The organism is Halomonas sp. ATBC28, assembly GCF_005937175.1.
Taxonomy (GTDB): domain Bacteria; phylum Pseudomonadota; class Gammaproteobacteria; order Pseudomonadales; family Halomonadaceae; genus Vreelandella; species Vreelandella titanicae.
The window spans coordinates 1-24,581 of record NZ_VCQL01000038.1 but is presented as its reverse complement, the minus strand read 5'-3'; the positions used below and the strand labels follow the sequence as shown (position 1 = coordinate 24,581).

23 protein-coding genes are annotated in these 24,581 nt (G+C 54.9%); 10 read left to right on the top strand and 13 right to left on the bottom strand.

Features of this window, described 5'->3' with window-relative positions:
• Positions 1–284 precede the first annotated feature (284 nt).
• Positions 285–1,463 (bottom strand): acetyl-CoA C-acyltransferase FadA, encoded by a 1,179-nt coding sequence (gene fadA, locus E0L35_RS24445; protein ID WP_009288645.1) that lies wholly within the window; start codon positions 1,461–1,463, stop codon positions 285–287.
• A 23-nt stretch (positions 1,464–1,486) separates the two neighbouring features.
• The gene (fadB, locus tag E0L35_RS24440) at positions 1,487–3,673 is read right to left on the bottom strand and encodes a fatty acid oxidation complex subunit alpha FadB (RefSeq protein ID WP_138801667.1); all 2,187 of its coding nucleotides are present in this window, start codon (positions 3,671–3,673) and stop codon (positions 1,487–1,489) included.
• Between the two features lie 310 nt (positions 3,674–3,983).
• Here fadB and E0L35_RS24435 point away from each other — a divergent pair, with 310 nt between their 5' ends.
• Both E0L35_RS24435 and slyA read left to right on the top strand, forming a co-directional pair.
• Positions 3,984–5,138, top strand: coding sequence for a DUF5924 family protein (locus E0L35_RS24435; protein ID WP_009288643.1), 1,155 nt, complete (start codon positions 3,984–3,986; stop codon positions 5,136–5,138).
• A gap of 76 nt (positions 5,139–5,214) precedes the next feature.
• On the top strand, positions 5,215–5,667 hold the full coding sequence (gene slyA, locus E0L35_RS24430; RefSeq protein WP_138801666.1) for a transcriptional regulator SlyA: 453 nt from the start codon (positions 5,215–5,217) through the stop codon (positions 5,665–5,667).
• On the opposite strand, the gene E0L35_RS24425 is transcribed toward slyA, so the two are convergent.
• Complete coding sequence (locus E0L35_RS24425) at positions 5,646–6,212, bottom strand: preprotein translocase subunit YajC (RefSeq protein ID WP_138801665.1); 567 nt, start codon at positions 6,210–6,212, stop codon at positions 5,646–5,648. The two genes, slyA and E0L35_RS24425, sit on opposite strands and share 22 nt — an antisense overlap.
• Positions 6,213–6,394: 182 nt before the next feature.
• Here E0L35_RS24425 and E0L35_RS24420 point away from each other — a divergent pair, with 182 nt between their 5' ends.
• The gene (locus tag E0L35_RS24420) at positions 6,395–6,847 is read left to right on the top strand and encodes a universal stress protein (RefSeq protein ID WP_022522962.1); all 453 of its coding nucleotides are present in this window, start codon (positions 6,395–6,397) and stop codon (positions 6,845–6,847) included.
• A gap of 61 nt (positions 6,848–6,908) precedes the next feature.
• On the opposite strand, the gene E0L35_RS24415 is transcribed toward E0L35_RS24420, so the two are convergent.
• Positions 6,909–8,825 (bottom strand): ATP-binding cassette domain-containing protein, encoded by a 1,917-nt coding sequence (locus E0L35_RS24415; RefSeq protein WP_022522961.1) that lies wholly within the window; start codon positions 8,823–8,825, stop codon positions 6,909–6,911.
• A 182-nt stretch (positions 8,826–9,007) separates the two neighbouring features.
• Between E0L35_RS24415 and E0L35_RS24410 the strand changes: the two genes are divergently transcribed.
• Positions 9,008–10,003, top strand: a complete 996-nt coding sequence (locus E0L35_RS24410; protein ID WP_217920687.1) for an AraC family transcriptional regulator — start codon at positions 9,008–9,010, stop codon at positions 10,001–10,003.
• Positions 10,004–10,019: 16 nt separating this feature from the next.
• Here the strand turns inward: E0L35_RS24410 and E0L35_RS24405 are convergent, their stop codons facing one another.
• From E0L35_RS24405 to E0L35_RS24385, 5 genes are all read right to left on the bottom strand, one after another.
• Positions 10,020–11,672 (bottom strand): fatty acid--CoA ligase, encoded by a 1,653-nt coding sequence (locus E0L35_RS24405; protein ID WP_138801664.1) that lies wholly within the window; start codon positions 11,670–11,672, stop codon positions 10,020–10,022.
• Positions 11,673–11,727: 55 nt separating this feature from the next.
• Entirely contained in the window at positions 11,728–12,915 is a 1,188-nt protein-coding gene (gene bktB / locus E0L35_RS24400; protein WP_138801663.1) for a beta-ketothiolase BktB, read from the bottom strand.
• A gap of 32 nt (positions 12,916–12,947) precedes the next feature.
• Positions 12,948–14,090: an acyl-CoA dehydrogenase family protein gene (locus E0L35_RS24395; RefSeq protein ID WP_138801662.1), complete on the bottom strand. Its 1,143-nt coding sequence runs from the start codon at positions 14,088–14,090 to the stop codon at positions 12,948–12,950.
• Between the two features lie 2 nt (positions 14,091–14,092).
• Positions 14,093–15,646: a fatty acyl-CoA synthetase gene (locus E0L35_RS24390; protein ID WP_138801661.1), complete on the bottom strand. Its 1,554-nt coding sequence runs from the start codon at positions 15,644–15,646 to the stop codon at positions 14,093–14,095.
• A gap of 176 nt (positions 15,647–15,822) precedes the next feature.
• Positions 15,823–17,076, bottom strand: coding sequence for an ABC transporter substrate-binding protein (locus E0L35_RS24385; protein WP_138801660.1), 1,254 nt, complete (start codon positions 17,074–17,076; stop codon positions 15,823–15,825).
• A 236-nt stretch (positions 17,077–17,312) separates the two neighbouring features.
• Here E0L35_RS24385 and E0L35_RS24380 point away from each other — a divergent pair, with 236 nt between their 5' ends.
• Together E0L35_RS24380 and E0L35_RS24375 are read left to right on the top strand one after the other, a co-directional pair.
• Positions 17,313–18,164, top strand: a complete 852-nt coding sequence (locus tag E0L35_RS24380) for a TatD family hydrolase (protein WP_022522954.1) — start codon at positions 17,313–17,315, stop codon at positions 18,162–18,164.
• A 13-nt stretch (positions 18,165–18,177) separates the two neighbouring features.
• On the top strand, positions 18,178–18,657 hold the full coding sequence (locus E0L35_RS24375; protein ID WP_022522953.1) for a hypothetical protein: 480 nt from the start codon (positions 18,178–18,180) through the stop codon (positions 18,655–18,657).
• On the opposite strand, the gene E0L35_RS24370 is transcribed toward E0L35_RS24375, so the two are convergent.
• Positions 18,654–19,238, bottom strand: coding sequence for an elongation factor P hydroxylase (locus E0L35_RS24370; RefSeq protein ID WP_138801659.1), 585 nt, complete (start codon positions 19,236–19,238; stop codon positions 18,654–18,656). The genes E0L35_RS24375 and E0L35_RS24370 overlap by 4 nt on opposite strands.
• Positions 19,239–19,375: 137 nt before the next feature.
• On the opposite strand from E0L35_RS24370, the gene E0L35_RS24365 reads away from it, so the two are divergent.
• From E0L35_RS24365 to E0L35_RS24355, 3 genes are all read left to right on the top strand, one after another.
• Positions 19,376–20,791 carry an MATE family efflux transporter gene (locus E0L35_RS24365; RefSeq protein WP_041159550.1) on the top strand — a complete coding sequence of 472 codons (1,416 nt, stop codon included), beginning with the start codon at positions 19,376–19,378 and terminating at the stop codon, positions 20,789–20,791.
• Positions 20,792–20,793: 2 nt separating this feature from the next.
• The gene (locus E0L35_RS24360) at positions 20,794–21,783 is read left to right on the top strand and encodes a DUF3080 family protein (protein WP_138801658.1); all 990 of its coding nucleotides are present in this window, start codon (positions 20,794–20,796) and stop codon (positions 21,781–21,783) included.
• 109 nt (positions 21,784–21,892) lie between these two features.
• Positions 21,893–22,588 (top strand): hypothetical protein, encoded by a 696-nt coding sequence (locus tag E0L35_RS24355; protein ID WP_009288633.1) that lies wholly within the window; start codon positions 21,893–21,895, stop codon positions 22,586–22,588.
• Positions 22,589–22,703: 115 nt separating this feature from the next.
• On the opposite strand, the gene tusA is transcribed toward E0L35_RS24355, so the two are convergent.
• Positions 22,704–22,958, bottom strand: coding sequence for a sulfurtransferase TusA (tusA, locus tag E0L35_RS24350; RefSeq protein ID WP_022522949.1), 255 nt, complete (start codon positions 22,956–22,958; stop codon positions 22,704–22,706).
• Between the two features lie 29 nt (positions 22,959–22,987).
• Here tusA and E0L35_RS24345 point away from each other — a divergent pair, with 29 nt between their 5' ends.
• Positions 22,988–23,275, top strand: a complete 288-nt coding sequence (locus tag E0L35_RS24345) for an antibiotic biosynthesis monooxygenase family protein (protein WP_022522948.1) — start codon at positions 22,988–22,990, stop codon at positions 23,273–23,275.
• An 18-nt stretch (positions 23,276–23,293) separates the two neighbouring features.
• Here E0L35_RS24345 and rlmM read toward each other — a convergent pair whose 3' ends face one another.
• Both rlmM and E0L35_RS26500 read right to left on the bottom strand, forming a co-directional pair.
• Complete coding sequence (gene rlmM / locus E0L35_RS24340; RefSeq protein ID WP_041159552.1) at positions 23,294–24,364, bottom strand: 23S rRNA (cytidine(2498)-2'-O)-methyltransferase RlmM; 1,071 nt, start codon at positions 24,362–24,364, stop codon at positions 23,294–23,296.
• Positions 24,358–24,581, bottom strand: a 224-nt coding sequence (locus E0L35_RS26500; RefSeq protein WP_212751715.1) for a hypothetical protein, incomplete at its 5' end; no start/stop codon positions are given. The genes E0L35_RS26500 and rlmM, both read right to left, overlap by 7 nt.

The window sequence follows — 24,581 nt, the reverse complement described above, 5'->3', positions numbered from 1 at the left end:
TAGTGGGTGAACTTTTTCTGCAAGCCACTTAGACCATGCTGTTCAAAGTGTTTAACCCAACGCCTGACGGTTGTAGGGCCAAGACCGTACTGTCTGGCCAGACTCTTGTAACCCTGCTGTCCTTCTGCATAGCGTTGCACTACTAGTAACTTGAACGCTTCATTATGTTTCGTCATGAAAAACACCCCAATCGTTGGATGAGCGTCCAACTTTTGGGGTGCAGTTCATCGCGGTGCCGTTTTGCAATGCCGATTGCCGATTTAAAGCAATAAAAAGCTAGGTGATTATTTCAAGCGTTCAAACACCGTCGCTACACCTTGCCCCATACCAATACACATGGTGGCTAAACCCAGGGTGGTATCGCGCTGCTGCATAACGTTCAACAGCGTTGTGCAGATACGTGAACCCGAGCAGCCTAGCGGGTGCCCCAGAGCGATTGCACCGCCATTGAGGTTAACCTTGTCGTCCATCGCATCCAGGAAACCGAGATCTTTCAGCACCGGAATACCCTGCGCCGCGAAGGCTTCGTTGAGTTCAACGGTTTGGATATCCGCCGCGGAAAGACCGGCGATTTTCAGCGCTTTCTTAGACGCGGGAACCGGGCCATAGCCCATGATCGACGCATCACAACCCGCGACGCCTGTAGAGAGCACCTTCGCAATAGGCTCTAAGCCAAGCGCTTGAGCACGCTCGTAGCTCATCACTGCCATTGCCGAGGCACCCACGGAAAGCGCCGAGGAGGTACCCGCCGTGACCGTACCGTTGCGCGGGTCAAACACCGGCTTCAGATTCGCCATAGACTCCAGGCTAGCGTCACCGCGAATCACTTCATCACGCTGAACCATGACTCTAAAGCCGCGTTGATCGTGGCCTTCGACGCCGATAATTTCGTTATCGAAGTAGCCCTTCTCCATGGCCGCCTGGGCGCGCTGGTGAGAGCGTACGCCGAATTTATCCTGATCTTCCCGAGAAACGCCGTGCATTTTACCCAGCAGCTCCGCGGTTAGGCCCATCATCATTGCTGCTTTAGCAGCGTATTTGCTGGCCGCCGGGTTAACGTCAACGCCGTGAGCCATGGGTACGTGCTCCATGTGCTCAACGCCGCCGATGATAAAGAAGTCGCCCATACCCGCTTTGATATTGGCGGCGGCGATATGCAGCGCCGTCATTGAAGAGCCACACAAACGGTTAACGGTTTGCGCGGGCACCGAGCGCGGAATACCGGTCATAATCGCCGCATTACGAGCAATGTTCATCGACTGCTCGAGTGTCTGGTTCACACAGCCCCAGATCACATCATCCACTTCAGAAGGATCTAGATTAGGATTGCGGGTAAACAGCGCCTGCATAGCCGCAGCAGAGAGATTCTCTGCGCGAACATTACGAAAAGCACCATTTTTGGCTTTCGCCATGGCGGTACGAACACCGTCTACCACCACAATGTCTCTCGGATTCAAACTCATCTTATATCTCCTGTGCGTGGTGGTTAGGCCTGGGTGGCAGAGTTGTCACTGGAATAGAATTGCTCATTGTTCTGAGCCATCTGACGCAGCTTGTCGGTGGGCGCGTATAGCGGGCCCAACTCCTCAGCTAGCCCTTCCGCCAGCTTGACGAACTCTGCAACGCCCATGGCGTCGATGTAGCGCAGCGCACCACCACGGAAAGGCGGGAAGCCGATGCCATAGATCAACGCCATATCGGCTTCGGCTGGCGTGGCCACAATGCCATCTTCCAGGCAGCGCACGGTTTCCAAGCAGAGTGGTACCATCATGCGAGCGATAATATCCTCGTCGGAAAACTCTTTATGCTCTTTCACCACCTCTTTAACTAAAGCGTAAGCCGCTTCGTCGGTGACTTTCTTCGGCTTACCCTTCTTGTCCTCTTCGTAGGCGTAAAAACCCTTGTCGTTCTTCTGGCCTAAACGGTCGTTGTCGTACATGACCTGAATGGCGGTTTTACCGTCGCGAGCCATACGATCAGGGAAGCCTTCCGCCATTACTTCATTGGCGTGAACGGCGGTATCCAGGCCGACCACGTCCAGCAGGTAGGCCGGACCCATGGGCCAGCCGAACCTCTCCATCACCTTATCAACGTGCTGGAAGTCAGCACCCTGCTCAACCAGGAAGCTAAAGCCGCCAAAGTAGGGGAAAAGCACCCGGTTGACCAAGAAGCCTGGGCAGTCGTTAACCACAATCGGCGTTTTACCCATTGCCCGGGCGTAGGCCACGGTGGCAGCAACGGCGGCATCCGAGGTCTTCTCACCACGGATGACTTCTACCAGCGGCATGCGGTGCACGGGGTTGAAGAAGTGCATGCCGCAGAAGTTTTCAGGCCGCTTTAGGTTTTGCGCCAAGCGGTTGATGGAAATCGTCGATGTGTTCGAGGTGAGAATGGTATTTTCGCTCACCATACCTTCCACTTCGGTAAGCACGGCGTCTTTGACTTTGGGATTTTCAACCACCGCTTCGACGACGAGATCGACGTTGCCAAAATCTCCGTAGGAGAGCGTCGGGCGAATATTAGTCAGCTTCTCCGCCATCTGCTCGGTGGTCAGCTTTTTGCGCTCCACCTGTTTGGCAAATAGCTTACGGGCTTCTTTCAGGCCCAGTTCAATGGCGTCATCCTTGATATCTTTCATCAGAATCGGCGTGCCTTTAGAGGCACTCTGATAAGCGATACCACCACCCATGATACCCGCACCCAGCACGGCCGTTTGCTTCACCGGCTGCGCCTGCTTCTCATACTTGCTGGCTTTTTTCTTGACCACTTGGTCGTTTAAGAACAGACCCACCAAGTTGAACGCCACGCTGCTGAGTGCCAGCTTGGCGAAGGCTTTGGCTTCAATCGCCTGGGCACGGCCACGCTCTTCGCCAGCGCCTTTCTGAATCACTTTGATCGCTTCTACCGGCGCCGGATAATGAGGCCCCGCTTTACCGGCGACATAGCCTTTCGCCGTTTCAAACGCCATCATCTGCTCAATCGGGTTGAGCTTCAGCGGGCTGGTCTTTTCAGCACGACGGGCCTGGTAATCCAGCTCACCGGCATTGGCACGATCAAGAATATCCAGCGCGGCTTCTTCCAACTGTTCTGCCGCCACCACCGCGTCGACGGCGCCCACTTTTAGCGCGGCATCGGCACGGTTTTCGGTGCCACCGGCAATCCACTCGATGGCGTTATCGGCGCCAATAATGCGCGGCAGGCGTACGCAGCCGCCCCAACCGGGCAGAATGCCGAGCTTGGTTTCTGGCAGGCCGATCTTGGCTTTCTCGCCCATCACACGAAAATCGGTGGTCAGCAATACTTCGCAGCCGCCACCCAGTGCCAGACCATTGATCGCCGTTACGGTAGGGAACGGCAGATCTTCAATAGCGTTAAAAATATCGTGAACCTTGAGATTCATCTCCTCAAGGTAGGCTTCGCCTTTATCAAATAGACTGTGAAACTCGGTGATATCGGCGCCCACGATAAACACATCTTTCCCGCTCGCAATAAGTAAACCTTTTAAGCTATTTTCAGCTTGAATGGCTTTTACTGCTTCGCTCAGCTCTGCGACCACCGCGCTGGAAAGCTTGTTGACGGACTCATCTTTCAGATCGAAAGTGAGCATTGCGATATCATTGCCACTCGGGGTGTCACGACGTGTCACCGTGATGGCGTTGCCTTGATAGATCATCCGCGCTCTCTCCACATTTTCGGGCTGGCTCTGAAAAGAGAACCCGCCACATTTCTCATACGGCTTCCACACGACTTTCATACGGTCGTTTGATTGCCTTAGCTTGGTTGAGTTGCCTGATAACGTCAAGCCCAGACTTTTGGCTAATTTACTCATTTAGTGAGACCAGCGCTCTCCGGCATCCGTTCATAGAGCGCCGTCTGAGTGAATGTAACCGATCCCGCCAGAAGCATGGATTTGCAGTAGATCAGCGTTAAGCCTGACAGCCTGTTAGAATCGCGCTTCCTTTTACTTTGCAGGTTATCTTGTTATGAGCGCACTGCTCACGCCTTCACGTATTGAAGCCATTCAGCAGCGAATTGAACGCATTGTCGAACGCCTCAAGCCCTGGAGCTGGCTTTGGCCACCAATGGCCTTTGCTGCCGGGCTAAGCAGCTTCTTTTTAGTTGATCGCCAGCAGTGGTTAGGCGCAGCGCTGGCGCTGGGATTACTGTTTGCCTGGACGCTACTGCTTTCGGAAGGCTTGATCAGCCGCTGGTTGTCGCGCCGGGGTCACCCCACGCCACCCCGGGGCGTAACCACTTTTATTGCCCAGATGATTCACCAGGAGACACTTTTCTTCACCCTGCCGTTTATCTTAGTCACCACGGTGTGGAATAGCGGGCAAACGCTGTTTGCGCTGCTGGTGGGCGGCATGGCAATACTGTCGATTATCGATCCGCTCTACTTCAAAGTCGCGGAGCGCTGGCGCAGTCTCTATTTCGTCTTTCATGCCCAGTGTGTCTTCCTGGTACTACTGGTCACACTCCCCATCATGGTGCACCTTACCACCGGCCAGAGCCTGCTACTGGCCCTGGGGATCACCATTTTGGTGGCCTTGCCAAGTTTTTGGCACTTGCTTAAGCAGCGCTCGCTCAAACGCTGGTGCGCTTTTTTTGTGTTGACGCTGCTACTCGCCTATGGAGCTTGGCTGGGACGTATATGGGTACCGCCTGCCAGTCTCTGGATGACCAGTAGCGCGCTCTCTCCTGGTTTTAATGTTGAGCAGCGCCTGCCTCAAGGCTCGATGGCGTTAACGCCACAAGCCATCAGCGAAAATGGCCTTTATGTTTACACCGCTATTCGGGCACCGCGGGGATTAAGTGAAACTATTACCCATGCCTGGCATCACAATGGTGTGCCAATGGATGTTGTGGAGCTTAATATCGACGGTGGACGCGAGCAGGGTTACCGCGCATGGAGCCACAAGCAAAACTTTCCCGAAGACCCTACTGGCGATTGGCGCATTGATATCATGACAGGTACGGGCCAGCGCTTGGGATTAATACGTTTTGAGGTCTCAGACGATGCTCAGCAAGCCACGCTGGCAGATGGAGAGATACGCGCCAGTGGTCTAAGTGGATTAAACTTACGGCGGTTTGTGCCGGGTAGCCCTAACGATGAAGAGGCGCGACCGGAAGATTGAAGGGTTAAGCGCCTTGCATTCAGCGGCGTAGCTTATGACAATTCGACTACTCACATTTATTGGCAGCTAGTTACCTATGGCTTCAACGATTGGATTTCGCATCGCACGCTTGCCCCACTTATGGCGCTCCATCTTGGATCGCCGCTTGGCGCCGCGGGGATTAACCCAAACACGCTGGGTGACGCTATATCACCTGTGGCGTCTTGGCGAAGGCCATCCGCAGTGCGATCTCGCCCGTGTGATTGGTGTTGAGGCGCCCTCTCTTGTGCGCACCCTGGGCCAGCTCGAAGAACAAGGCTTAGTTGAACGCCGAGCCTGCGACAACGACCGTCGCAGCAAGCGGATTTATCTTACCCCTGCCGCTATGCCGCTGCTGGAACAGATCGACAGCGTTGCGCAACAAGCGCGCAAAGAGATGTTCGCTGGCTTAAGCGAAGAGAACCTCGAACAACTCAACGAATGGTTGGCAGTGATCGAGGCAAACGGCTTGGCGATACAAGCACGGGATCAGGATAATCCGGCATCTTGATCGCTGACTGTGGATGACGCCTGCTCAGTGCCCTTTAATGGCTGGCTGAAAGGCTGGTCGGCACGGCCACGCAACGCCTCCTGCAGTTGCTGAAATTCGGGTAGATAGGTCGCGAATCGCTCCGCGGTTTGCGACTCCCACCACCAAAGCGTCAATGCATAGGGCGTTGACTGCACCACCAAGGCGTCTTGCGGCAAGCGTTCAAGTAGTGTTTTTAACGCTGCTGTAGCGGAATCGGGTAAAGGCCGCAAGGGGGCAATCCGCCAGCGCCAGCCAGCATGAAATGGCGTTAAGGCTTCACTGGCATTGCTGTCTCTTACCAATAGAAAATCAGGGCCCGGCCCTTCCTGGGGATAGTGCCAGCGATAAGCCGGCATGGTACCTCTAAAATGGTGTAGTGGCGGCTTTTCCAGCTTGATACTGACGCCCTGTTTGGCGATTTGAGTGCGCAGCGCCTGCTGGCGTTTTTGACGCGGGCTAGGCTTTAGCCACATCACCGGCGCAATTACAAACAGCATAATAAACACGATAATCAACCATTCCATCTCTACATTTCCTCCCACATAAGCCACACTGTATAAACTAATCTAAAAACCATGACTCAGGTCGCTGTTTTGACCCAAGTCATTGTTAAAACGCTTGCTATTGTTAAAACAGGACACGCCATCTAAAGTAACGGTTATTGAACAAAGAGCCTCTTTGTTACCTACTGCCAAGGAGATACGCCATGAGCTATCACCACATTTTAGTTGCCGTTGACTTAACCAAAGACTCCCACAAGATTCTGGAACGTGCCGTTGCGATCGCTGAACGCAACGACCAAGCCAAAATCTCCATTATGCATACCCTGGAACCGCTTGGGTTTGCCTACGGTGGCGATATCCCCATGGACTTGACCAGCATCCAGGATCAATTGGATGAACACGCCAAAAAACGCTTAGCCGAAATCGCCGCCCCGCATATTGCCGAGGCTGACCAACACGTTGTGGTGGGTATGCCCGACACCGAAATTCACCGTTTTGCTGAAGAGCACGATGTGGATCTAATCGTAGTGGGCTCCCATGGTCGCCACGGTTTTGCTCTACTGCTCGGCTCAACCTCTACCGGCGTATTGCACGGTGCCCAATGCGATGTGCTAGCCGTTCGCGTCGGTAAAAAAGGCGAAGAAAGCGACGAGTAACCTAAGGCACGATAACGTTTATAAAAAAGGCGCCCATACGGCGCCTTTTAACGTTTTCAAGCTACTCACCGGCAGCCATCGCTTCCAGTTCCATCCAGCGCTCCATGGCAACTTCTAACGCTTTCTGCACTTTTTCAAGCGTTTGCAGCTTAGCCGTAACGGCGTCGGCATCCTGCTGATAAAACGCGGGGTCACCGATTTCACTCTCCAGCGCCTCTACTTGCTCCTCAAGACGTTCGATTTCGGCGGGCAGTGCATCTAACTCGCGTTGCAAATTATACGAGAGCTTGACGCTTTTCTTGACCGTTGCGGCAGGTGCTTCAGCCACTTTCTTGGGCGCTTCTGAGGTGGGTTCGGTACGCTGACGCGCCGCCCCTTCCCAAGGTGCTGGCGGCAGCTTGCCCCCCTGGCGAATCCAGTCGGTATAGCCACCCACGTATTCACGTACAACGCCATCGCCTTCAAAGGCGAGCATGCTGGTCACCACGTTGTCCATAAAGGTTCGGTCGTGGGAGACCAGTAGCAGCGTGCCATCGAAATCGAGCAGCAGCTCTTCGAGCAGCTCCAGGGTTTCCATGTCGAGGTCGTTGGTCGGCTCATCGAGCACTAACACGTTAGCTGGCTGAGTGAACAACTTGGCCAGCAGCAGGCGGTTGGACTCGCCACCGGAGAGCGCTTTCACCGGCTGGCGCACCCGCTCGGGGGTGAAAAGAAAGTCCTGTAGATAGCTCATCACATGGCGATCTTTACCGCCCACACTGACACGATCACTGCCTTGGGCAACGTTGTCGTAAACGGTTTTTTCCAGTTCAAGCCCGGCGCGCAGTTGGTCGAAATAAGCCACTTTCAGATTGGTGCCCATCTGCACCTTGCCTTCAGTGGGTTCCAACTCGCCCAGCAGGATTTTCAGCAGGGTTGTCTTGCCCGCACCGTTGCGCCCCAGGAAGCCAATACGGTCACCGCGCAGTACCTCAAGATTGATATCGCGCAGTACCACCTCATCGCCAAACCGTTGGGTGACACCTTGCAGCTCCACAACGCGCTTGCCGGTACGCTCACCACGATCCACCGTCAGGTTGGCATTACCCTGGCGCTCGCGGCGCTGACTCCGCTCGTTGCGCATCGCTTCCAGCGCTCGAACCCGGCCTTCGTTGCGGGTACGCCGTGCTTTAACGCCCTGACGAATCCAGGCTTCTTCCTGGGCAAGTTTTTTATCAAATTCGGCGTTCTCCCGCGCCTCTACTTCAAGCTCGTGCTGCTTACGAGCCTGATACTCTTCGTACTTGCCGGGGTAGCGCCCTAGCTGGCCACGATCCAGCTCCAGAATATTGGTGGCCAGCTTGGAAAGAAACGCCCTATCGTGAGTAATCAGCAGTACCGCGCCGTTAAACGCCAGCAGTTGCTCTTCCAACCAGGCAATGGTGTCTAAGTCCAAATGGTTGGTAGGCTCATCAAGCAACAGTAGATCAGGCTCGGCGACCAAGGCACGCGCCAGCGCCACCCGGCGGCGCCAGCCACCGGAGAGCGAGCTCATCTCAGCCGCGGGGGGCAGGCCTAAGCGGGTCAGCACGGTGTCGATACGCTGGTGGAACGACCAGCCATCAATGGCTTCCAGGCGCGTTTGCAGGGTCGCCATGCGATCCATATCGGGGTCGGGATCATTGATCAGATGATCGTACTCGGAGAGTAGCTCCCCGGCTTCCGGCAGCCCTTGGGCGACCATGTCAAAAATGGTCAGGCCGGATGACTCGGGTAACTCCTGAGCCAGCACACCGATCTTGAGGCCAGGTGCCCGCCAAATTGAGCCATCATCGGGCAGGATATCCCCCGCTACCAGCTTCAGCAGAGTGGATTTGCCGGTGCCGTTGCGCCCGACCAGCGCCAGCCGCTCGCCTTTTTCAACCGTCAGGTCGGCGCGATTGAGTAGTACATGGGTGCCGTAGGCGAGTTGCAGCTGTTCGAGTCGTAACAGGGTCACGCGGTGTCCTCCTAAATCGTGAGGCGCACAGTGTAACGCATGAGCGGCCCAGGAGGGGGAACCATATAGAGGGGAATCGTAGAGCGGAAACCACCAGCGTGATACCGTTTTGCTAGCAACTACAATATCTCAACCAAAAAACGACTTTTAAAGGCGGGCTGACAGTGACGGTGACCGTCTCGATGCATTTTGTAAATGAGCTGTTTAAAGGCTTACCCAACAGCTCAACATCGCCCACACGCTACCTGGAACGGGCGGGCATTTCGCCCTTTTTACTTTCGGCCCCCCATGGCCGCGTCACGGTTGAGCAGTTTGCCGAACTGTATCGTGGGTTGGTGAACGAACTGGACGACGAAACGCCCGGCTTTTTTTCCCGCCCGCTGCGGGGTGGCACCCTGAAGCTGCTGTGTTTAAGCATGCTGGATGCGCCCAATTTGCAGGTAGCACTGCACCGCTATACGCAGTTTTTCCGTATTCTTCTCGACGACTTTGGCTATGCATTTACGCTCGAAGGGGATCTTGCCCGTATGGCCCTGGTGGAACATGCCCCCTTGACGGGCAGCCGCACTCTGATTCATGAGCTGATGCTCAAGCTGTTTCACGGCATCGCGTCGTGGATGATAGCGCGTAAAATACCACCCATTTTAATGGAGTGCGCTTACCCCCAGCCGCCGCACAGCGCTGATTATCTCTACTTTTATCCTGGTACAGTACGCTTTGGGCAGCCGCAAACCGCGATCTATATAGATCGCGGTTTTCTTGATCATCCTATCCGCCAGACCAAGAGACACCTGGGCGCTTTTTTAAAGCGCGCCCCCGCAGACTGGTTCTATGTGTCGTTTGCAGATCGCCTGCTCACCCACCGGGTGCGCGAACACCTCTCACGTCATCTGACTACGTCTGGCACCGTGCATAGCGTAGCCGATGCGCTGCATATGTCTGCTCGCACGCTGGCGCGGCATCTCAAAAGGGAGGGCACCCACTTTCAAGCGGTCAAGGATGAGTACCGCCGCGATGTCGCTATTCAGGCACTCACCTGTAGTGAGAAGCCCCTGGTTAGCATCGCGGAGGCGTTGAGCTTTGAGGATCTAGCCTGCTTTAGTCGTGCCTTTAAAACCTGGACAGGCAATTCGCCCGCCGCGTATCGCAAAGCACGCACGGCGGGCAATGTTCGCTGATCTACTAGGGAACAGCCTAAATTTCGGTGCGAATACGTTTCTTATCCAGCTTGCCCACGCTGGTTTTGGGTATCTCATCGACGAAGCGAATCATGCTGGGAATCCCCCAGCGGTTGAGTTTTCCCTGGGCGACAAACTGCTCTAAAAACGCCTGCACGGCTTCAGTGGTGGGCGGGTTGTTCAGGTCGGCGGGGACAGCTAACGCCGCTGGCCGCTCTCCCCATTTATCGTCCGTCACCCCGATCACCGCCACTTCGGCAATGCCTGGACACTGGCTGATATAGCTCTCCAGTTCTAACGACGAGAGCCACTCGCCGCCGGTTTTAATCACATCCTTGATGCGGTCGCTAATGGTCAGAAAGCCCCGCTCATCAAGCGAGCCCACATCCCCGGTATGCAGCCAGCCGTTGCGCCATAGCTCCTCACTGCGTTTCTCCTCTTTATAGTAGGCCTGGGTCAGCCAGGGTGCTTGAACGCGCACTTCACCTACGCTTTTACCATCATTGGGTAGCGGCTCGCCGTCCGCATCGACCACTTGAAGTTTAACCAATGGTATCGGCAGGCCCGCTTTACAGCGCCAGGGTAGCTGGGTCTCAAAATCAGCGTCGCCGATATCCTGCGGCAGAATATCGGCGGTGAGTAGCGGACAGGTTTCCGACATGCCATAAGCACTACGGGTATCAATCCCCAACGCCCATGCTTTGCTTGCTAGCGACTCGGTTAACGCACTGCCGCCGACCAATACTTTCCAACCGGCGAGGTCGACCTGTTTTGAGGTAATCGCCTCGGCGCTGACCACCATGTTGAGCAGGGTCGGTACGCAGTGGGAGAAGTCGACCTTCTCGCTGACCAGCAGCTTGACCAGCATTTCCGGCTCGTAGCGGCCAGGGTAGACCTGGGTAGCCCCCATCAGCGTGGCGGTATATGGCACACCCCAGGCGTGAACGTGAAACATGGGGGTAATAGGCATATAGACCTTGTCGCGGTTGAGCAGCTCAAAACCGGGCGCCTGGAAAGCGCTAGACTCGTTCAAGGTATGCAGCACCAACTGGCGGTGGGTAAAGAAAACCCCTTTGGGGTTACCCGTGGTACCGGTGGTGTAGAACAGTGTGGCGACGGCGTTTTCATCAAAGGTGGGAAAATCGTAGTGAGTAGGCTGTTGGCTTAATAACGATTCAAACTCGCCCACCAGCGGCAGAGTGGTATCGACTGTTTGCGGGGTCTCCTGACATAGCAGGTAACCACGTACTTGGGGTAGCTTATCGGCCAGCGGCTCAAGCAGTGGCACAAACTCTTCGTGCACGATGACGAAAACGTCTTCGGCGTGATCCATGGTATAGAGGATTTGCTCCGGAGCCAGGCGCACATTCACCGTGTGGAGTACCGCGCCGATCATCGGAATGGCGAAGAAGCACTCCAGGTAGCGATGGCTATCCCAATCCAGCACCGCCACCACGTCACCGGCTTGCACGCCCTGTGATGTCAGCGTATGGGCCAGTTGATGCACCCGCTCACGAAAACGCTCGTAGCTATGGCGGCTCTGATCCCGGTAGACAATCTGATTGTCGCCCGCCATTCGCACGCCTGCCTCCAGCAGGTCGCCAATCATCAAGGCAGGATTTGTCGCAGAGGTCGCGGCGGGTAAAATTTTCGGGGTAACTGAAGGCATAAACACTCCTATAACTTTTTTCTTATAACACTGTTCTTGTAGCAATCGATTCGGATCAGCCGCGCTCGATAAGAAGGGCGATGCCCTGCCCTCCACCAATACATAGCGTTATCAATCCGTAGCGGCCATTAATGCGCTCCAACTCGTGTAGCGCTTTGAGAATCAGAATAGCCCCCGTGGCCCCCACCGGGTGCCCCAAGGCAACCGCGCCGCCGTTGGGGTTTAGCTTCGCTAACGGGAACCCGAGCGTTTCCGCCACCGCCATGGCCTGGGCAGCAAAGGCTTCGTTGGACTCAATCACATCAATATCATTAATGCTTAGCCCCGCCTGTTGGAGGCAGCGTTGCACCGCAGGAATCGGACCAAGGCCCATTAGCGTTGGCTCAACGCCTGCTGTTGTGGCAACACGAAGATGTGCCCTAGGCGCTAAGCCCCGCTGTGAGGCTTCATCGGCATGGGCCAACACTAACGTGGCTGCACCATCGTTGATACCCGAGGCATTGCCTGCGGTCACCATGCCATCTTTTTGGAAGGCGGGCTTGAGCCGCGCCAAATCGCTAAGTTGGACGACATCGCGCACGTGTTCATCGCGGGAGAAAAGTACCGTTTGCTTACCGCGACTGACCTCCACTGCTACGATTTGATCGTCAAAGCGGCCTTCCGCGATGGCACGCGCCGCTTTTTGATGGCTCTCAAGGGCAAACTGATCCAACTGCTCACGGCTTAGGCCATACTGTTTAGCGATGTTCTCGGCAGTGCAGCCCATATGGCCGCTGCCAAAGGGGTCGCTCAAAATGCCTAGGGTTAAATCCTCAACGTTCACATCCCCCATACGCACGCCGTTGCGCGCTTGAGGAGGCAGCAGATAAGCCCCGCGCGACATCGACTCAGCGCCACCTGCCAGCGCTAAGCGGCTGTCGCCCATAGCAATCTGCTGGGCGGCTGAGACCACCGCCTGTACACCTGAACCACACAGCCGGTTGACGTTGAAGGCCCCCACTTCTTTCGGCACGCCTGCTTCCAGTGCAATATGACGCGCCAGATAGGCATCCTGGGGGCCGGTGGTAATAATGTGGCCGTATACCGAGTGATCGATATCTCCGCCCTCAACGCCAGCACGGCGCAACGCCTCTTTGGCGGTTATCGCCCCCAACTCAAACGGCGCCTTGGTTGAGAGCGACCCGCCAAAACTCCCGATCGCGGTTCGTGCACCGCCTAAAATCACTACATCATCCAACCGCATGGCTCTCTCCTGTGTTCAAACTCACCGTCTTGCTACGCCACTTTGCCCAGCAGCGAGCGGGCGACAACTTCTTTCATGATCTCTGAGCTGCCGGCATAGATCGTTTGTACTCGGGCATCCAGATAAAAGCGTGAAATGGGATATTCCTGGGTGTAGCCGTAACCGCCAAATAGCTGCAGGCAGCGATCCACCGCTTGACACTGCAGCTCGCTGAGCTGCAGTTTTAAAATCGCTGCATCCGTGCTGCTCATGGTGCCCTGGCGGTACTTTTCGACGCAGTGCTCAAAGTAGGCACGGGCCACGTCCTGCTGGGCTTTTATCTCCGCCAAGGTAAAGCGGGTATTTTGAAAATCCGCCACCCGCTGTCCAAACGCTTGGCGCTGCTGTACGTACTCCAACGTCAGCGCCAGCGCTCCCTCCACGGCGCCCAGCGCCTGTGCACCAACGCCCAGGCGTTCACGGGGCAGCTCCTGCATTAGGTAGCGGAACCCGGCGCCCTCCTCTCCCAACAGCGCATCATGGGGCAACTGCATTTGATCAAAGGCAAGCTCGGCGGTATCGCTGGCGTGCTGGCCGATCTTTTTAATCGGTTTCCCCCGCGAAAAGCCGGGTAAGCGGGTGTCGACCAAAAAAAGTGACACGCCCTTTGACCCGGCGGAAGGGTCGGTTTTGGCACACACGATCACCAGGTCGGCAAACTGGCCATTGGTGATAAAGATTTTGCTACCGCTTAACTCCCAGCCATCGTTAGTGCGCTTCGCCCTAGTTCTCATTGACGCAAGATCACTACCCGCATGGGGTTCGGTCATGGCAATGGCCCCAAGCGCATCGCCACGGGCCATGGCAGGTAGCCAACGCTCACATTGAGCCGCTGTCCCCAGATTCTGCAGGTAGGGCATAACGATATTGGCGTGGATATTATAGGCACTGGCAAGGCCACCAAACCCCTGGCGGGAGAGCTCTTCCAGCGCCAGCTGGGTGATGGCGATATCGGCTCCTGAACCACCGTGCTGTTCGTCAAGGTCAATGCCGAGCAGCCCCGCAGCGCCCAATGAATGCCATAGTGAACGGGGTATTTCACCCGCTGCCTCCCACTCATCGTAGTACGGGGCAACCTCCTGGCTTAGGCAGCGTTTGATCATGGCGTGAAACAGGTCGGTCGTTTGCTCGTCCATGCTCACCCCTTGAGGTCTTGACGTAGATGGCGCTTGAGAATTTTGCCTGCGGTACTCTTGGGTAGCGCATCGGCAAAGAGGATGCGCTTAGGTACTTTATAAGGCGCCATCAACGTTTTTGCATGATGGATCAGTTCCTCCTCGCTTGCCTCTTGACCCTCTTTCAGTACCACCACTGCCGTAATGGCTTCGATCCACTTCTCATCCGGCTGGCCGATCACCGCCACTTCGGATACCGCCGGGTGCTTGAATAGCCCCTCCTCTACTTCACGGCTAGCCACCAGCACTCCGCCGGTATTGATCACATCCTTGATACGGTCAACAACGTATAAATAGCCCGCTTCATCGAAGTAGCCCACGTCCCCGGAGTGGAACCAACCACCCTGGAAGGCTTCTTCAGTCATCGCCGGTTTATCCCAGTACCCGTTCATAAGCTGAGGTGAGCGGTGGACGATTTCGCCATGCTCGCCGGGTGGGACGTCATTCATATCGAGATCGACGATACGGGTTTCCACCGTCAGAATCGGCCGCCCAGCGGACGCTGGGCGCTCGGCGTGCTCTTCAGGGCGCAGCACGGTCGCCAAGGGAGCAATTTCGCTCTGTCCATAACAGTTATAGAGCCTTACGCCCGGTATACGCTGCTGGAGCTCCTCCAGTACCGGCACCGGCATAATCGAGGCACCGTAATAGGCTTTGTGGAGGGCGCCAAGGTCAAAGCGATCAAATTCAGCGTGGCGCAGTAGGCTGATCCAGACCGTGGGCGGGGCAAAAAATGACGCGATCTGGTGATTAGCTATGGCGCTTAAGCACAGCTCGGGAAGCGGCGCCTCTAGCAAATAGACAGGCGCACCGAGCAACAGCGCTGGCATCAGAAAGACGTGCATTTGTGCTGAGTGGTAAAGCGGCAGCGCGGCGAGCATGGCGTCGCTGCCTTTGATATCCAGTTCAACCATGCAGGCCATATATTCGGCCATCAGTGCCTGATGGGTCATCATCGCGGCCTTCGGCGCGGCGGTGGTGCCCGAGGTATAGAGCAACTGAGCAAGGCTGGCACCGTCGACCGTCACATTGGGCTCTTCACTATTGGATCCTGACGTAGCATGAGCGAGTACATCAAAGCTTGCTGCATCCTGCCCCTGATCCGCGTGCAGGGTTCCCATCAGGGCTAAATCCAAGCCTTCGGTCGCGACACTCACTTTGTCGGCGAGGCTGATATCGCTGAGCAAACCCGTTGTCCCAGACTGGTCAAGGATATAGCGCAGCTCATCGCTGCTTAAGGCAAAATTGATCGGCACATGTACCAAACCCGCTTTAGCAGCGGCTAGCCAGGCGATGACATAGGTATCGGAGTTTTTGCCATATACCGCCAGCCGGTCACCTGGCGAAAGCCCAGCTGCCAGCAAGCCATTGGCTACGCGGTTGGCTGCCTGGTTGAGCGCTTGATAGCGCCATTGGCGCTCGCCAAATACCAGCGCCAGCTGGTGTGAGTATTTTCGAGCGCTGCGGTTTAAAGCAGCCCCGATACTGTTTTGCTGAATAACCGACGTTTCCGGCATGCCAAATCCTCTGAGTTGTTATTAGCAGAGACTTAAGGAGCCTCTGATTAACGTAATGAGCGAAGGCCAGACAAGGCAAAAATCAACGAAAAAGCGGAGTTTACGGATTGTAAATGAGCATTTTGAGACGATTTTTAACGCCGTATAGCCGAGCGCAATAGTTAATCAGAGGTTTCTTAACTGTTTACCAACGGGCAGACACTCTCTGAAAGCGGACGGAAGGCCTCTTCTGCAGGGATGGTGCGAATAACATGAAAGAGATCATCCTCATCTTGCGACTCTTCAGGTGTTTTCACTTCTACTAAATACATATCGTGAACCATGCGGCCATCCTCACGGATGTAGCCACCGGTGGCGAAAATGTCGTTGATGGGGGTATCGGCCATTTGCTGACGAACGGTTTGCGTATCATCAGTACCGGTGGCTTCAATCGCTTCAAGGTAGTGGCGAGTACTGGAGTAGAGACCCGCATGTACCATGGTGGGCATGCTGCCGGTACGCTCACGGAAGCGCTCCGCCCATGCGCGGGTTTCATCGTTTAAATCGTAGTACCATGCTTTGGTGAACTGCAGCCCCTGAGCGTTCTCCAAGCCAATGCTGCGTATATCGGTACTAAACAGCACCATTCCCGCCAGAATCTGCCCTGCCTGGGTAATGCCGAACTCACCTGCTGTCTGCACCGCGTTGATCGTATCGCCACCAGCGTTATTCAGCGCGATGACATCAGCGCCAGAGGCTTGCGCCTGAAGCATAAAGGAGGAGAAGTCACTACTGGGGAAAGGGTGGCGAGCGCTGCCTACGATAGTGCCGCCATTTTCAGTCACTACGCGCGTGACGTCGGCCTCCAGTGCGTGACCAAAAGAGTAGTCAGCGCTTAACAGATACCAATTTTTGTGGCCCTCATCAGTAATCGCCTTTGCCGTACCGTTGGACATCGCCCAGGTGTCATAAACCCAGTGAATATGATTGGGCGAACAGTGCTCGTTGGTAATGCTTGAAGAGACAGCGCCATTGACCAGCCCAAGTTTATCCGCCTCTTCCAGCAGGCTCACCGCCGCCAGAGTGACAGAAGATGCCACCAGCCCGGTGACCATATCGACGTTGCGCTCATCGATCCACTCACGCACGACGCTTGAGCCTACATCCGGGCTATTACGGTCATCGGCGCTAAACACCACAATATTGGCCCCATTGACACTGCCGCCCATATCTTCAATCGCCATATGGATAGCGTCTTCGCCCAACGGGCCAATGGGGTCGCGGTAAACGCCGGACATATCGGCTAAATAGCCAATACGGATTTCGTTATCGGAAATGCCTTCAGCAGCGACGGTAGTTGGCACATAGCAGGCCACCAGAATGGCAGCGGCGAGAGTGGAAGTAGCAAAGCGGTAAGATGCACGATGAGATGAACGATAAGATAGTGGCATTTTATGTGGCTCTCTTTTGTTGTTATTAAAGGGTGTTATTGAATCAATCGCAGTGACGTAGCACGTAATAGCTTGCGTTCATCTTAGGCGGTAATAAGCCCTAGCTGTTTACCTATCGAGCCAGATTTTTTGCAATTCGTGCCATTTCCTTGCACTCACCTTCTTCAATACACCATTAGTCGATGCTCACGCATGCCGTTACAATGGTGCCTTTGCATATTGAACGGGAGAGACCTTTGGCCACTGCTGATGCCGATGACTTTTTACCCGAAGCACTACAGTTTCGGCCTAGCGCCCCTTTGGTGGATATCGGCGCTAACTTGACCCATGAAAGCTTCGAGCGTGATCTTGAGGCGGTTATCCAGCGCGCCCAGGCGGCGCAGGTAACGACCATGATCGTTACTGGCACCGACCTTGCCCACGCCAAGCAAGCGGTTGCCCTGGCCAAGCAGTATCCTGGCCTCTACGCCACGGCGGGAGTGCACCCCCATGATGCCAGTCGCTGGGATAAGAACCTTGAACATGCCATGGCGGCCCTGCATGCCATGCCGGAAGTGGTCGCCGTAGGCGAGTGTGGTTTGGATTTTAATCGCAACTTTTCGACGCCCAAGGAGCAGGAGCGTGCCCTTGAAGCGCAGCTGGCTCTCGCAGTAGAAAGCGGTTTGCCGCTGTTTTTACATGAACGAGATGCTGGCCAGCGTATGCGCGAAATCCTGCATGCGTGGCGAGACGACATCAGCCACGCGGTGGTGCACTGTTTTACCGCTGACCGCGATACGCTGTTTGGTTATCTCGACCTAGACTTACATATAGGGTTGACGGGTTGGATTTGCGACGAGCGGCGCGGTCATCACCTGCGCCCATTGGTAAGCGATATACCCTTAGAGCGCTTGATGGTAGAAACCGACTGCCCTTATCTGTTACCCCGTAACCTACCGGCGAAATTAAAGGGTCGCCGACACGAACCGGCGTTGCTACCGTGGATTGTCCGCGAGATCGCCCAATGGCATGGTATTAGCGAAACAGAGCTAGGTGCGGCAACCACACAGACCGCCCAGCGTTTTTTCCGTCTTCCCACGGAATCTTAAAAGGAGTATTAGCGTGGCCGATTATCCAGGGTTTATAGCCATTGAAACAGGCGAAGACGATGGGCTCCCGCTAGCCATTGCCTGGTCGCTCCCCGATGGCCGGGTGAAGCAAACATTGATTCAGCCGGACGATAGCTGGATCAAAGAGGATACCAATGCCATGGGCGCTTACAGCATGGAAGAGCTGGAGAGCTTAGGGGTTAGTCCGCTTGAGGTAATTCGCGAGCTTGAGAACGACCACTTCTCCGCCACGCTGTATACCAGCGACAATGGCGACGACGAAGCGGCACTAGCGCGCCTTTTTGACACCTACGGGCTTGATCCTTTTGTTGAGCTAGCCCCAGCGTCGGTGCTCTACCCTTCACTTACCCCAGGTGAATGGCACCGCCAACGGCGCGAAACGTTCAGCGAGCTGGGTTTAGAGCCGATGCGCCCAGAGCATGAGCTGGAAGTGATGCTATCGATGCATCAGCGCCTGACCGAAGAGGATTAAGCCGGCAGCGCTTTATCCATTTTATCCAACGTGGCATGCGCCTGTGCCACGGCTTCCGCTAGCGTCGCCTGGTCAGAGTAGAAGCGTTTAAGCGCCACCTGGAAGGCGTTTGCGCGGGCTGGCAAGCCCTCCTTCAAGTAGCGCTGGGCGCGGGCCTCCACTCGCGCTGCAAAGGCCTCTATATCTACCTCTATATCGCCGCCTAGATTGTCCACGCTGACATGAAACACGCGACCACAGGCACGGGTGAAGATAGACTCCAACGCCTGTGGCGCAATCTCAGCCTGCTCAAACGCTTTTTGCTGTTCAGCATCGCGCCCATCAGGGCAGTACCAGTAGCCGTAATCCTCTTGTTGGCGCCGCTGTGCTCCCGCAATACACCAATGGCTGATTTCGTGCAGCGCACTGGCATAGTAACCCCGCGCAAAGATAACCTGATGATAAGGGGTTTCACTGTTAGCGGGCCGATAGAGAGGCTCCTCCCCGCCCCGAATCAATCGGGTTTGATACCGCTCAGCAAAAATCCTGTCAAAAAGCGCGGTAATATCCTCGAGCGTCCATCTCTCCTGCCTGTCACTCACATTGACCTCGTTTGATACTGGTTTTGGGGCATTATACCCACACGATTAATACAAGCTAACGGCTAACCCCAAAAGTGAGTCGCTCCTGCTAATATAGCGGCCTTTCACAGCAACTTTTCCCCTTCAGGAGCCAACAAGTGGGCGGCTTTACTCAGCAAATTAAATCGGTTTACTGGCCAGAAACACGAATGTTAATGCACTTGGCACTGCCTATTTGCGGTGCTCAGTTGGCTCAGGCAGGGATGAGTGTCGTCGACGTTATGATGACCGGTCGGCATGACGCCACCTCACTTGCCGCTGTATCGGTGGGCTCGAGCCTGTGGATGCCACTCATGCTATTTATGACGGGCACTTTAATGGGGCTTACCCCAATTGTGGCGCATTTGCTGGGTGGGAAGCGCAATGAGGCTATTCGTCCAGCCGTTCATCAGGCGCTTTGGGTCGCGCTGCTACTAGGCGCTATCGCGGCTGTGCTGCTTTGGTCGGCTATCATGCCGATATTTGAATTAATGAGTGTGCCCCCAGCGGTCGCCAGCCAGTCTGCCGCCTATCTGTCAGCCGTCGCCTTTGGCATGCCGGGGATCGCTCTATTTCAGGCGCTTAGAGCGTTTTCAGATGGTATGAATCATACCCGTCCGGCGCTATGGATCAGCTTGGTCGGTTTAAGCGTGAACATTCCTGCCAACTACCTCTTGATCTACGGCGGTGATGGTTTGGTTGATTTATTTGGCGCCTGGGTTCCCACTAGTCTGCAACAGTTACCTGCCTTGGGCGCTTTTGGCTGCGGCATTGCGACGGCGCTCTCCATGTGGACGATGGCACTCGCGATGGCCTACTACACGCGCAGGGGAAGTACTTATAAAAGCGTTGCGATTTGGCAAAAACTGACACCGCCCCAGTGGCTAGGTATACGTGAATTAGTGGTGGTGGGCGTTCCCATTGGCGTAGCCATTTTTGTTGAAGTGACTCTGTTCACACTCATTGCGCTCTTCATTGCCAGCTTTGGTGAAGTCACGGTGGGAGCTCACCAAATAGCGCTAAGTTTCACCTCCATTCTGTTTATGCTGCCCCTGTCGCTGAGTATGGCACTGACCGTACGAGTGGGTAATACGCTGGGTCAGCAGCGCTTAGCACTAGCCCGTAAAGTCGCTTGGAATGGAATTGTCATCAGCGTCATCATTGCCGCTATTAACAGCCTCGTACTGTGGGTTAGCGCCGAGCCGGTAATCGCACTTTACACCTCCAATAGTGAGATACAGGCGCTAGCGCTCTCGATCATTGCTTTAGCCGTCATTTTTCAGCTCTCAGACTCGTTGCAGGTCAATTTAGCGGGTGCTTTACGCGGCTATAAAGATACCCGCATTGTGATGGTGATTACGGTGCTCTCCTACTGGATTGTAGGCTTGGGTGGCGGCCACTGGCTGGGCTCCTATGGAGTGGGCGAGGTTGCCCCGCTAGGGGTTCATGGCTACTGGATTGGGTTGATTGCGGGCTTGAGCACCGCAGCACTGCTACTTGGCTGGCGTTTACAGCGTATTAGCATTCGGGAGTAAACATGGCTCGATGGAGAAACTTTTCTCTAGCTATCATCCTAAGCGCCCTCCTGTCTGGCTGTGGGGACAACCCCGCTGAGCAGCAGTGGCAGCGTTATCATCAGCAACTCGCCAATGACCTTGCACTATCAAACATTCAAAGAGCTGACCCGGGTAATATTGGCGACTTCCCTGAGCGCCCCGATCGAATTATAGATATCCCCGAAACCCGGGACAGCCTGTTGAATGTATACGCGCTACGCGAATGCCAAATCACGTCGCTAGTCGCTGCACGTAACAATCAACTGGGGCGTGTAGCACCGCCTAGCCAACAGTGGCTATATGAGCGCACTCTATGGCAGCGGCTAAGCACCTGCTTAAATAGCGAAGTTCCCGAGCAGTTAAGCGATGAAGATAGAACGCGCCTAAACCGATTAACCACGACTAAAACGACACAGTTACCCGCGGTAAGCTGGAACGCTATTTTTGATTCCAGCGAGTGGGTTAAAAGCTTCTCACGAGCAAGCCAGCCTTTATCTAACATCGATGAAACTACTATTGCTGGCCAGCTTGAAGCGATCGATTACTTGCAGCAAATGACGGATCACCAGTTTGACCTCGACTGGCAGCAGGACTCTTCAACCCTTGAAAACCATTTGAAAACCCTGCAAGAGCGGCCATTGACCGCTGAGGTGTTGCGCGCCCTGCTACTCGCCACTCAACGCTTAACAGAAGCGAATGCATTGTTAGCTCGGCAGAGTGATACCACACGTTGCTTAAGCCGTTGGGAATCGCCGTCGCTTGAGCGCTTGGAGAACGCTGCCCAGCAATGGCTAACAGCGATCAATCGCTTAATTGACGCACAGCAGGTAGGCAAGCCAATAGCGATTCAACGCTACCAGGAACGCTGGCTTTCGCTGGATAATGCCCAAGCGCCCTGGGGCCAGTTTCAGCAAGCGCTCTCTGAGCATCAAGCGCTGCGAGCTCGCTTTCCAACTTGTTCAGATAATTAAAAAGCGCAGAACCCTTAACCTTATGAGCAAGTTGTGCTATTTGTGGATATGAGAGGCAAATGAATCAGCTTTGCCAATCTGATGACCACGCAGCATAAGGAGGGACACAATGGGCGCATCCTTGTCACCCCGCTCTGCCCAGGTCATCGACCTGGAAACTGTGCGCCAGCGTCAGCAGGCGCAAAAGTGCCTTGTCCGTTTAGCCCCTGAGCTAGATGGCTTAGAGATGGTGTACCAGCTCGCTGCGAGTCCCGACGCCTACTATGGCTTACCTATTTTGGCCTGGGGGTTAAGAGAGGACGGTAGCGTCATCGGTTTGGTGCCGTGGATGGAAAGCCTGGCAGCCTGCCATGATCTGAACAGCCAGGAAAATGGCTACTTCGTAGGTTATCGCGATCCTGAAACGGAAGAAATTTTTGATACGCCACCGGATCACAAATACCACGAGCTAGTTGCGGCGGCTGAATACTTTGATTATGAGGCTTCTGGCGAAGTCACCCTTATTCAGCAAATCCCCGACACTCTGGGCACCCACGCGCTGTGCATGAATCACCCCGATTCACCCTGGCATATGAAGCCCGTTTACGGTTGGCGTCTCTACAGCGACGGTAGCCTTGACGCGCTCCTTGCCGACGAGAACAAAGCGGCGATGACACCGATTTTGTTAGGGGATGAATGCCTGTACAGCGCTCACGCCCGCCATCAGACCGTTTACTTTTTCCAGCGTCATATCGCCAACCGTATCCTGGAAGAAGATCCAGCGACGCTTGATGCGCTAGCCATGATGGTTGTGGCCAGTGATTAATCGAGTGCCTTAATGTCGCTTTGTGAGCGAGGCCAACATCAACGATTTTGATTTGAGCCTCGCATGGCTTTTCGGGCTATTTCGAAGGGCTATTTCGAAGGGCTATCTCAAAAGGTTATGCTAAACGAATAAAGTAGAGGTAGTTGCTCTCAGAGACGGTGTGCTGCTCTAGCAGCTCGTGCCCTAAAAACTGACAAAACTTGGGCACATCTCGCGTGGTGGCTGGATCTGTGGCAATCACTTTGAGCACTTGGCCTGGGGTCATGTCGCGCACTTTGTTATGCATCAGCATAATCGGCTCTGGGCAGTAGAGTCCTGTGGTGTCCAATACCGCATCAACGTTGGGTAACGTACCCGTATTATCAGCCATCAATATCCTCGATGTAGGAAACAGAAAGTATGATTAAAGTTATCATCGAACGGCGAATTATGCCCGGTCTTGAAGAAGAATTTGAGCAAGCAGCGCGAGAGGCAATGCGCGTTTCTCTAGGCGTAAGGGGCTTTATCAGTGGTGAAACATTGGTAGAACTGGGTCATACCGATCGCCGACTGATGATTACCAAATGGCGTGACCTCCGCGCTTGGAAGGAGTGGCACTCAAGCGAAGCGCGGGCAATGGCTATGCAGCGTATTTTACCGCTGTTAACCGAAGATGAAACTATCCGGATTTACGAGCCAAGCTATTAAACATGGGTTTCACTAGCATTAATCCCTAAGCCTTACATGCACCGTTACCTCTTCCCTATCGTGATAGAGGTGACGGCATGATACGTTGGCATGCACACCCGCTTTTTCCAGCGACTCTTCCAGCGCCGTTAGACAACGTGTCACCTCATCCCAGCGCTTTTTCATGGGCAACTTGAGGTTGAAGATCGCCTCTTTGCACCATTTACGAATCAGCCACCGCTCCACCATGGCTAGCACTCTCACTGGTTTATCAACAATGTCGCAGACCAGCCAGTCTAAGCGCTGTGGTGGCTCCCAGGTAAAGCCATCCTCTTTGAGATGATCAATCTGCCCAGTCTTCATCAACTGTGATTCCATCGGACCATTATCGATGGCATACACGTACATGCCGCGCTGAATCAACTGCCACGTCCAACCCCCTGGGGCGGCCCCTAAGTCAGCTGCTTGCATATGCGGTGCTAGCCGCACATCCCACTCATCCCTAGGAATAAACTCGTGCCACGCCTCTTCCAACTTCAGCGTTGAGCGGCTAGGCGCACGGGAGGGGAAGCGCAGCCGCCGAATACCATTAATCAAATCACTACGATTGCCTGGGAAGCTCATCGCCAACTGCACTTGATCACCGTCAGTCCAGAAAATATGTAAACGTCGTGCGCCCGCGCTGCGCCTTAACGCACCACGTTTTTTCAACATACTTTCCAGCGGCTTGGTAAGCGCCTTAATCAGCCCGGCCAGTGCTTTGCCATCGTTGGTATCCGGCGTTTCATGCCAAATCTCTTCAAAGCTCCAACGGCTGGCTTTGACCTGTTCCAAGATAGCGGTAAGACGATCGTCACGTGAAAGAGTGAGCGCAGGTAAAGCCGCTAAGCTCTGGCGCGCAAAAATCAGCTTTTTAAACGCTGCCTGGCGGTGTAAATCATTTACCGCTTCACCATCAACACGCGTTAAGCTTACCCACCCCTCACCATGAGATGACTCACAGGCGATGCCCTGTAATGCTGCGTGATGCTGTAGCTCTGCCAACGCATCACTCTCAAACCCAGGACGGCAGTAAACTAACCATGACGTAGGTACCGTTTCACTCACCACTTCACCTCGATTCCGCCCATCACAAACGGTGATGGCTGGCTAATTAATTGGGGCGCATCATAGCATTTATCTAGCTGAGGCGTGAGGCGCGAGGCGTGAGGCGTGAGGCGTGAGGCGTGAGGCGTGAGGCGTGAGGCGTGAGGCGTGAGGCGTGAGGCGTGAGGCGTGAGGCGTGAGGCGTGAGGCGTGAGGCGTGAGGCGTGAGGCGTGAGGCGTG

Coding starts and splice junctions, on each gene's coding strand:
- E0L35_RS24410 (WP_217920687.1), top strand. CDS start 9,008: ATGCATTTTGTAAATGAGCTGTTTAAAGGCTTACCCAACAGCTCAACA.
- fadA (WP_009288645.1), bottom strand. CDS start 1,463: ATGAGTTTGAATCCGAGAGACATTGTGGTGGTAGACGGTGTTCGTACC.
- E0L35_RS24360 (WP_138801658.1), top strand. CDS start 20,794: ATGGCTCGATGGAGAAACTTTTCTCTAGCTATCATCCTAAGCGCCCTC.
- tusA (WP_022522949.1), bottom strand. CDS start 22,958: ATGGCTGATAATACGGGTACGTTACCCAACGTTGATGCGGTATTGGAC.
- E0L35_RS24390 (WP_138801661.1), bottom strand. CDS start 15,646: ATGCCGGAAACGTCGGTTATTCAGCAAAACAGTATCGGGGCTGCTTTA.
- E0L35_RS24425 (WP_138801665.1), bottom strand. CDS start 6,212: ATGGAATGGTTGATTATCGTGTTTATTATGCTGTTTGTAATTGCGCCG.
- E0L35_RS24395 (WP_138801662.1), bottom strand. CDS start 14,090: ATGGACGAGCAAACGACCGACCTGTTTCACGCCATGATCAAACGCTGC.
- E0L35_RS24385 (WP_138801660.1), bottom strand. CDS start 17,076: ATGCCACTATCTTATCGTTCATCTCATCGTGCATCTTACCGCTTTGCT.
- E0L35_RS24420 (WP_022522962.1), top strand. CDS start 6,395: ATGAGCTATCACCACATTTTAGTTGCCGTTGACTTAACCAAAGACTCC.
- E0L35_RS24435 (WP_009288643.1), top strand. CDS start 3,984: ATGAGCGCACTGCTCACGCCTTCACGTATTGAAGCCATTCAGCAGCGA.
- E0L35_RS24355 (WP_009288633.1), top strand. CDS start 21,893: ATGGGCGCATCCTTGTCACCCCGCTCTGCCCAGGTCATCGACCTGGAA.
- bktB (WP_138801663.1), bottom strand. CDS start 12,915: ATGCGGTTGGATGATGTAGTGATTTTAGGCGGTGCACGAACCGCGATC.
- E0L35_RS24345 (WP_022522948.1), top strand. CDS start 22,988: ATGATTAAAGTTATCATCGAACGGCGAATTATGCCCGGTCTTGAAGAA.
- E0L35_RS24405 (WP_138801664.1), bottom strand. CDS start 11,672: ATGCCTTCAGTTACCCCGAAAATTTTACCCGCCGCGACCTCTGCGACA.
- slyA (WP_138801666.1), top strand. CDS start 5,215: ATGGCTTCAACGATTGGATTTCGCATCGCACGCTTGCCCCACTTATGG.
- fadB (WP_138801667.1), bottom strand. CDS start 3,673: ATGATCTATCAAGGCAACGCCATCACGGTGACACGTCGTGACACCCCG.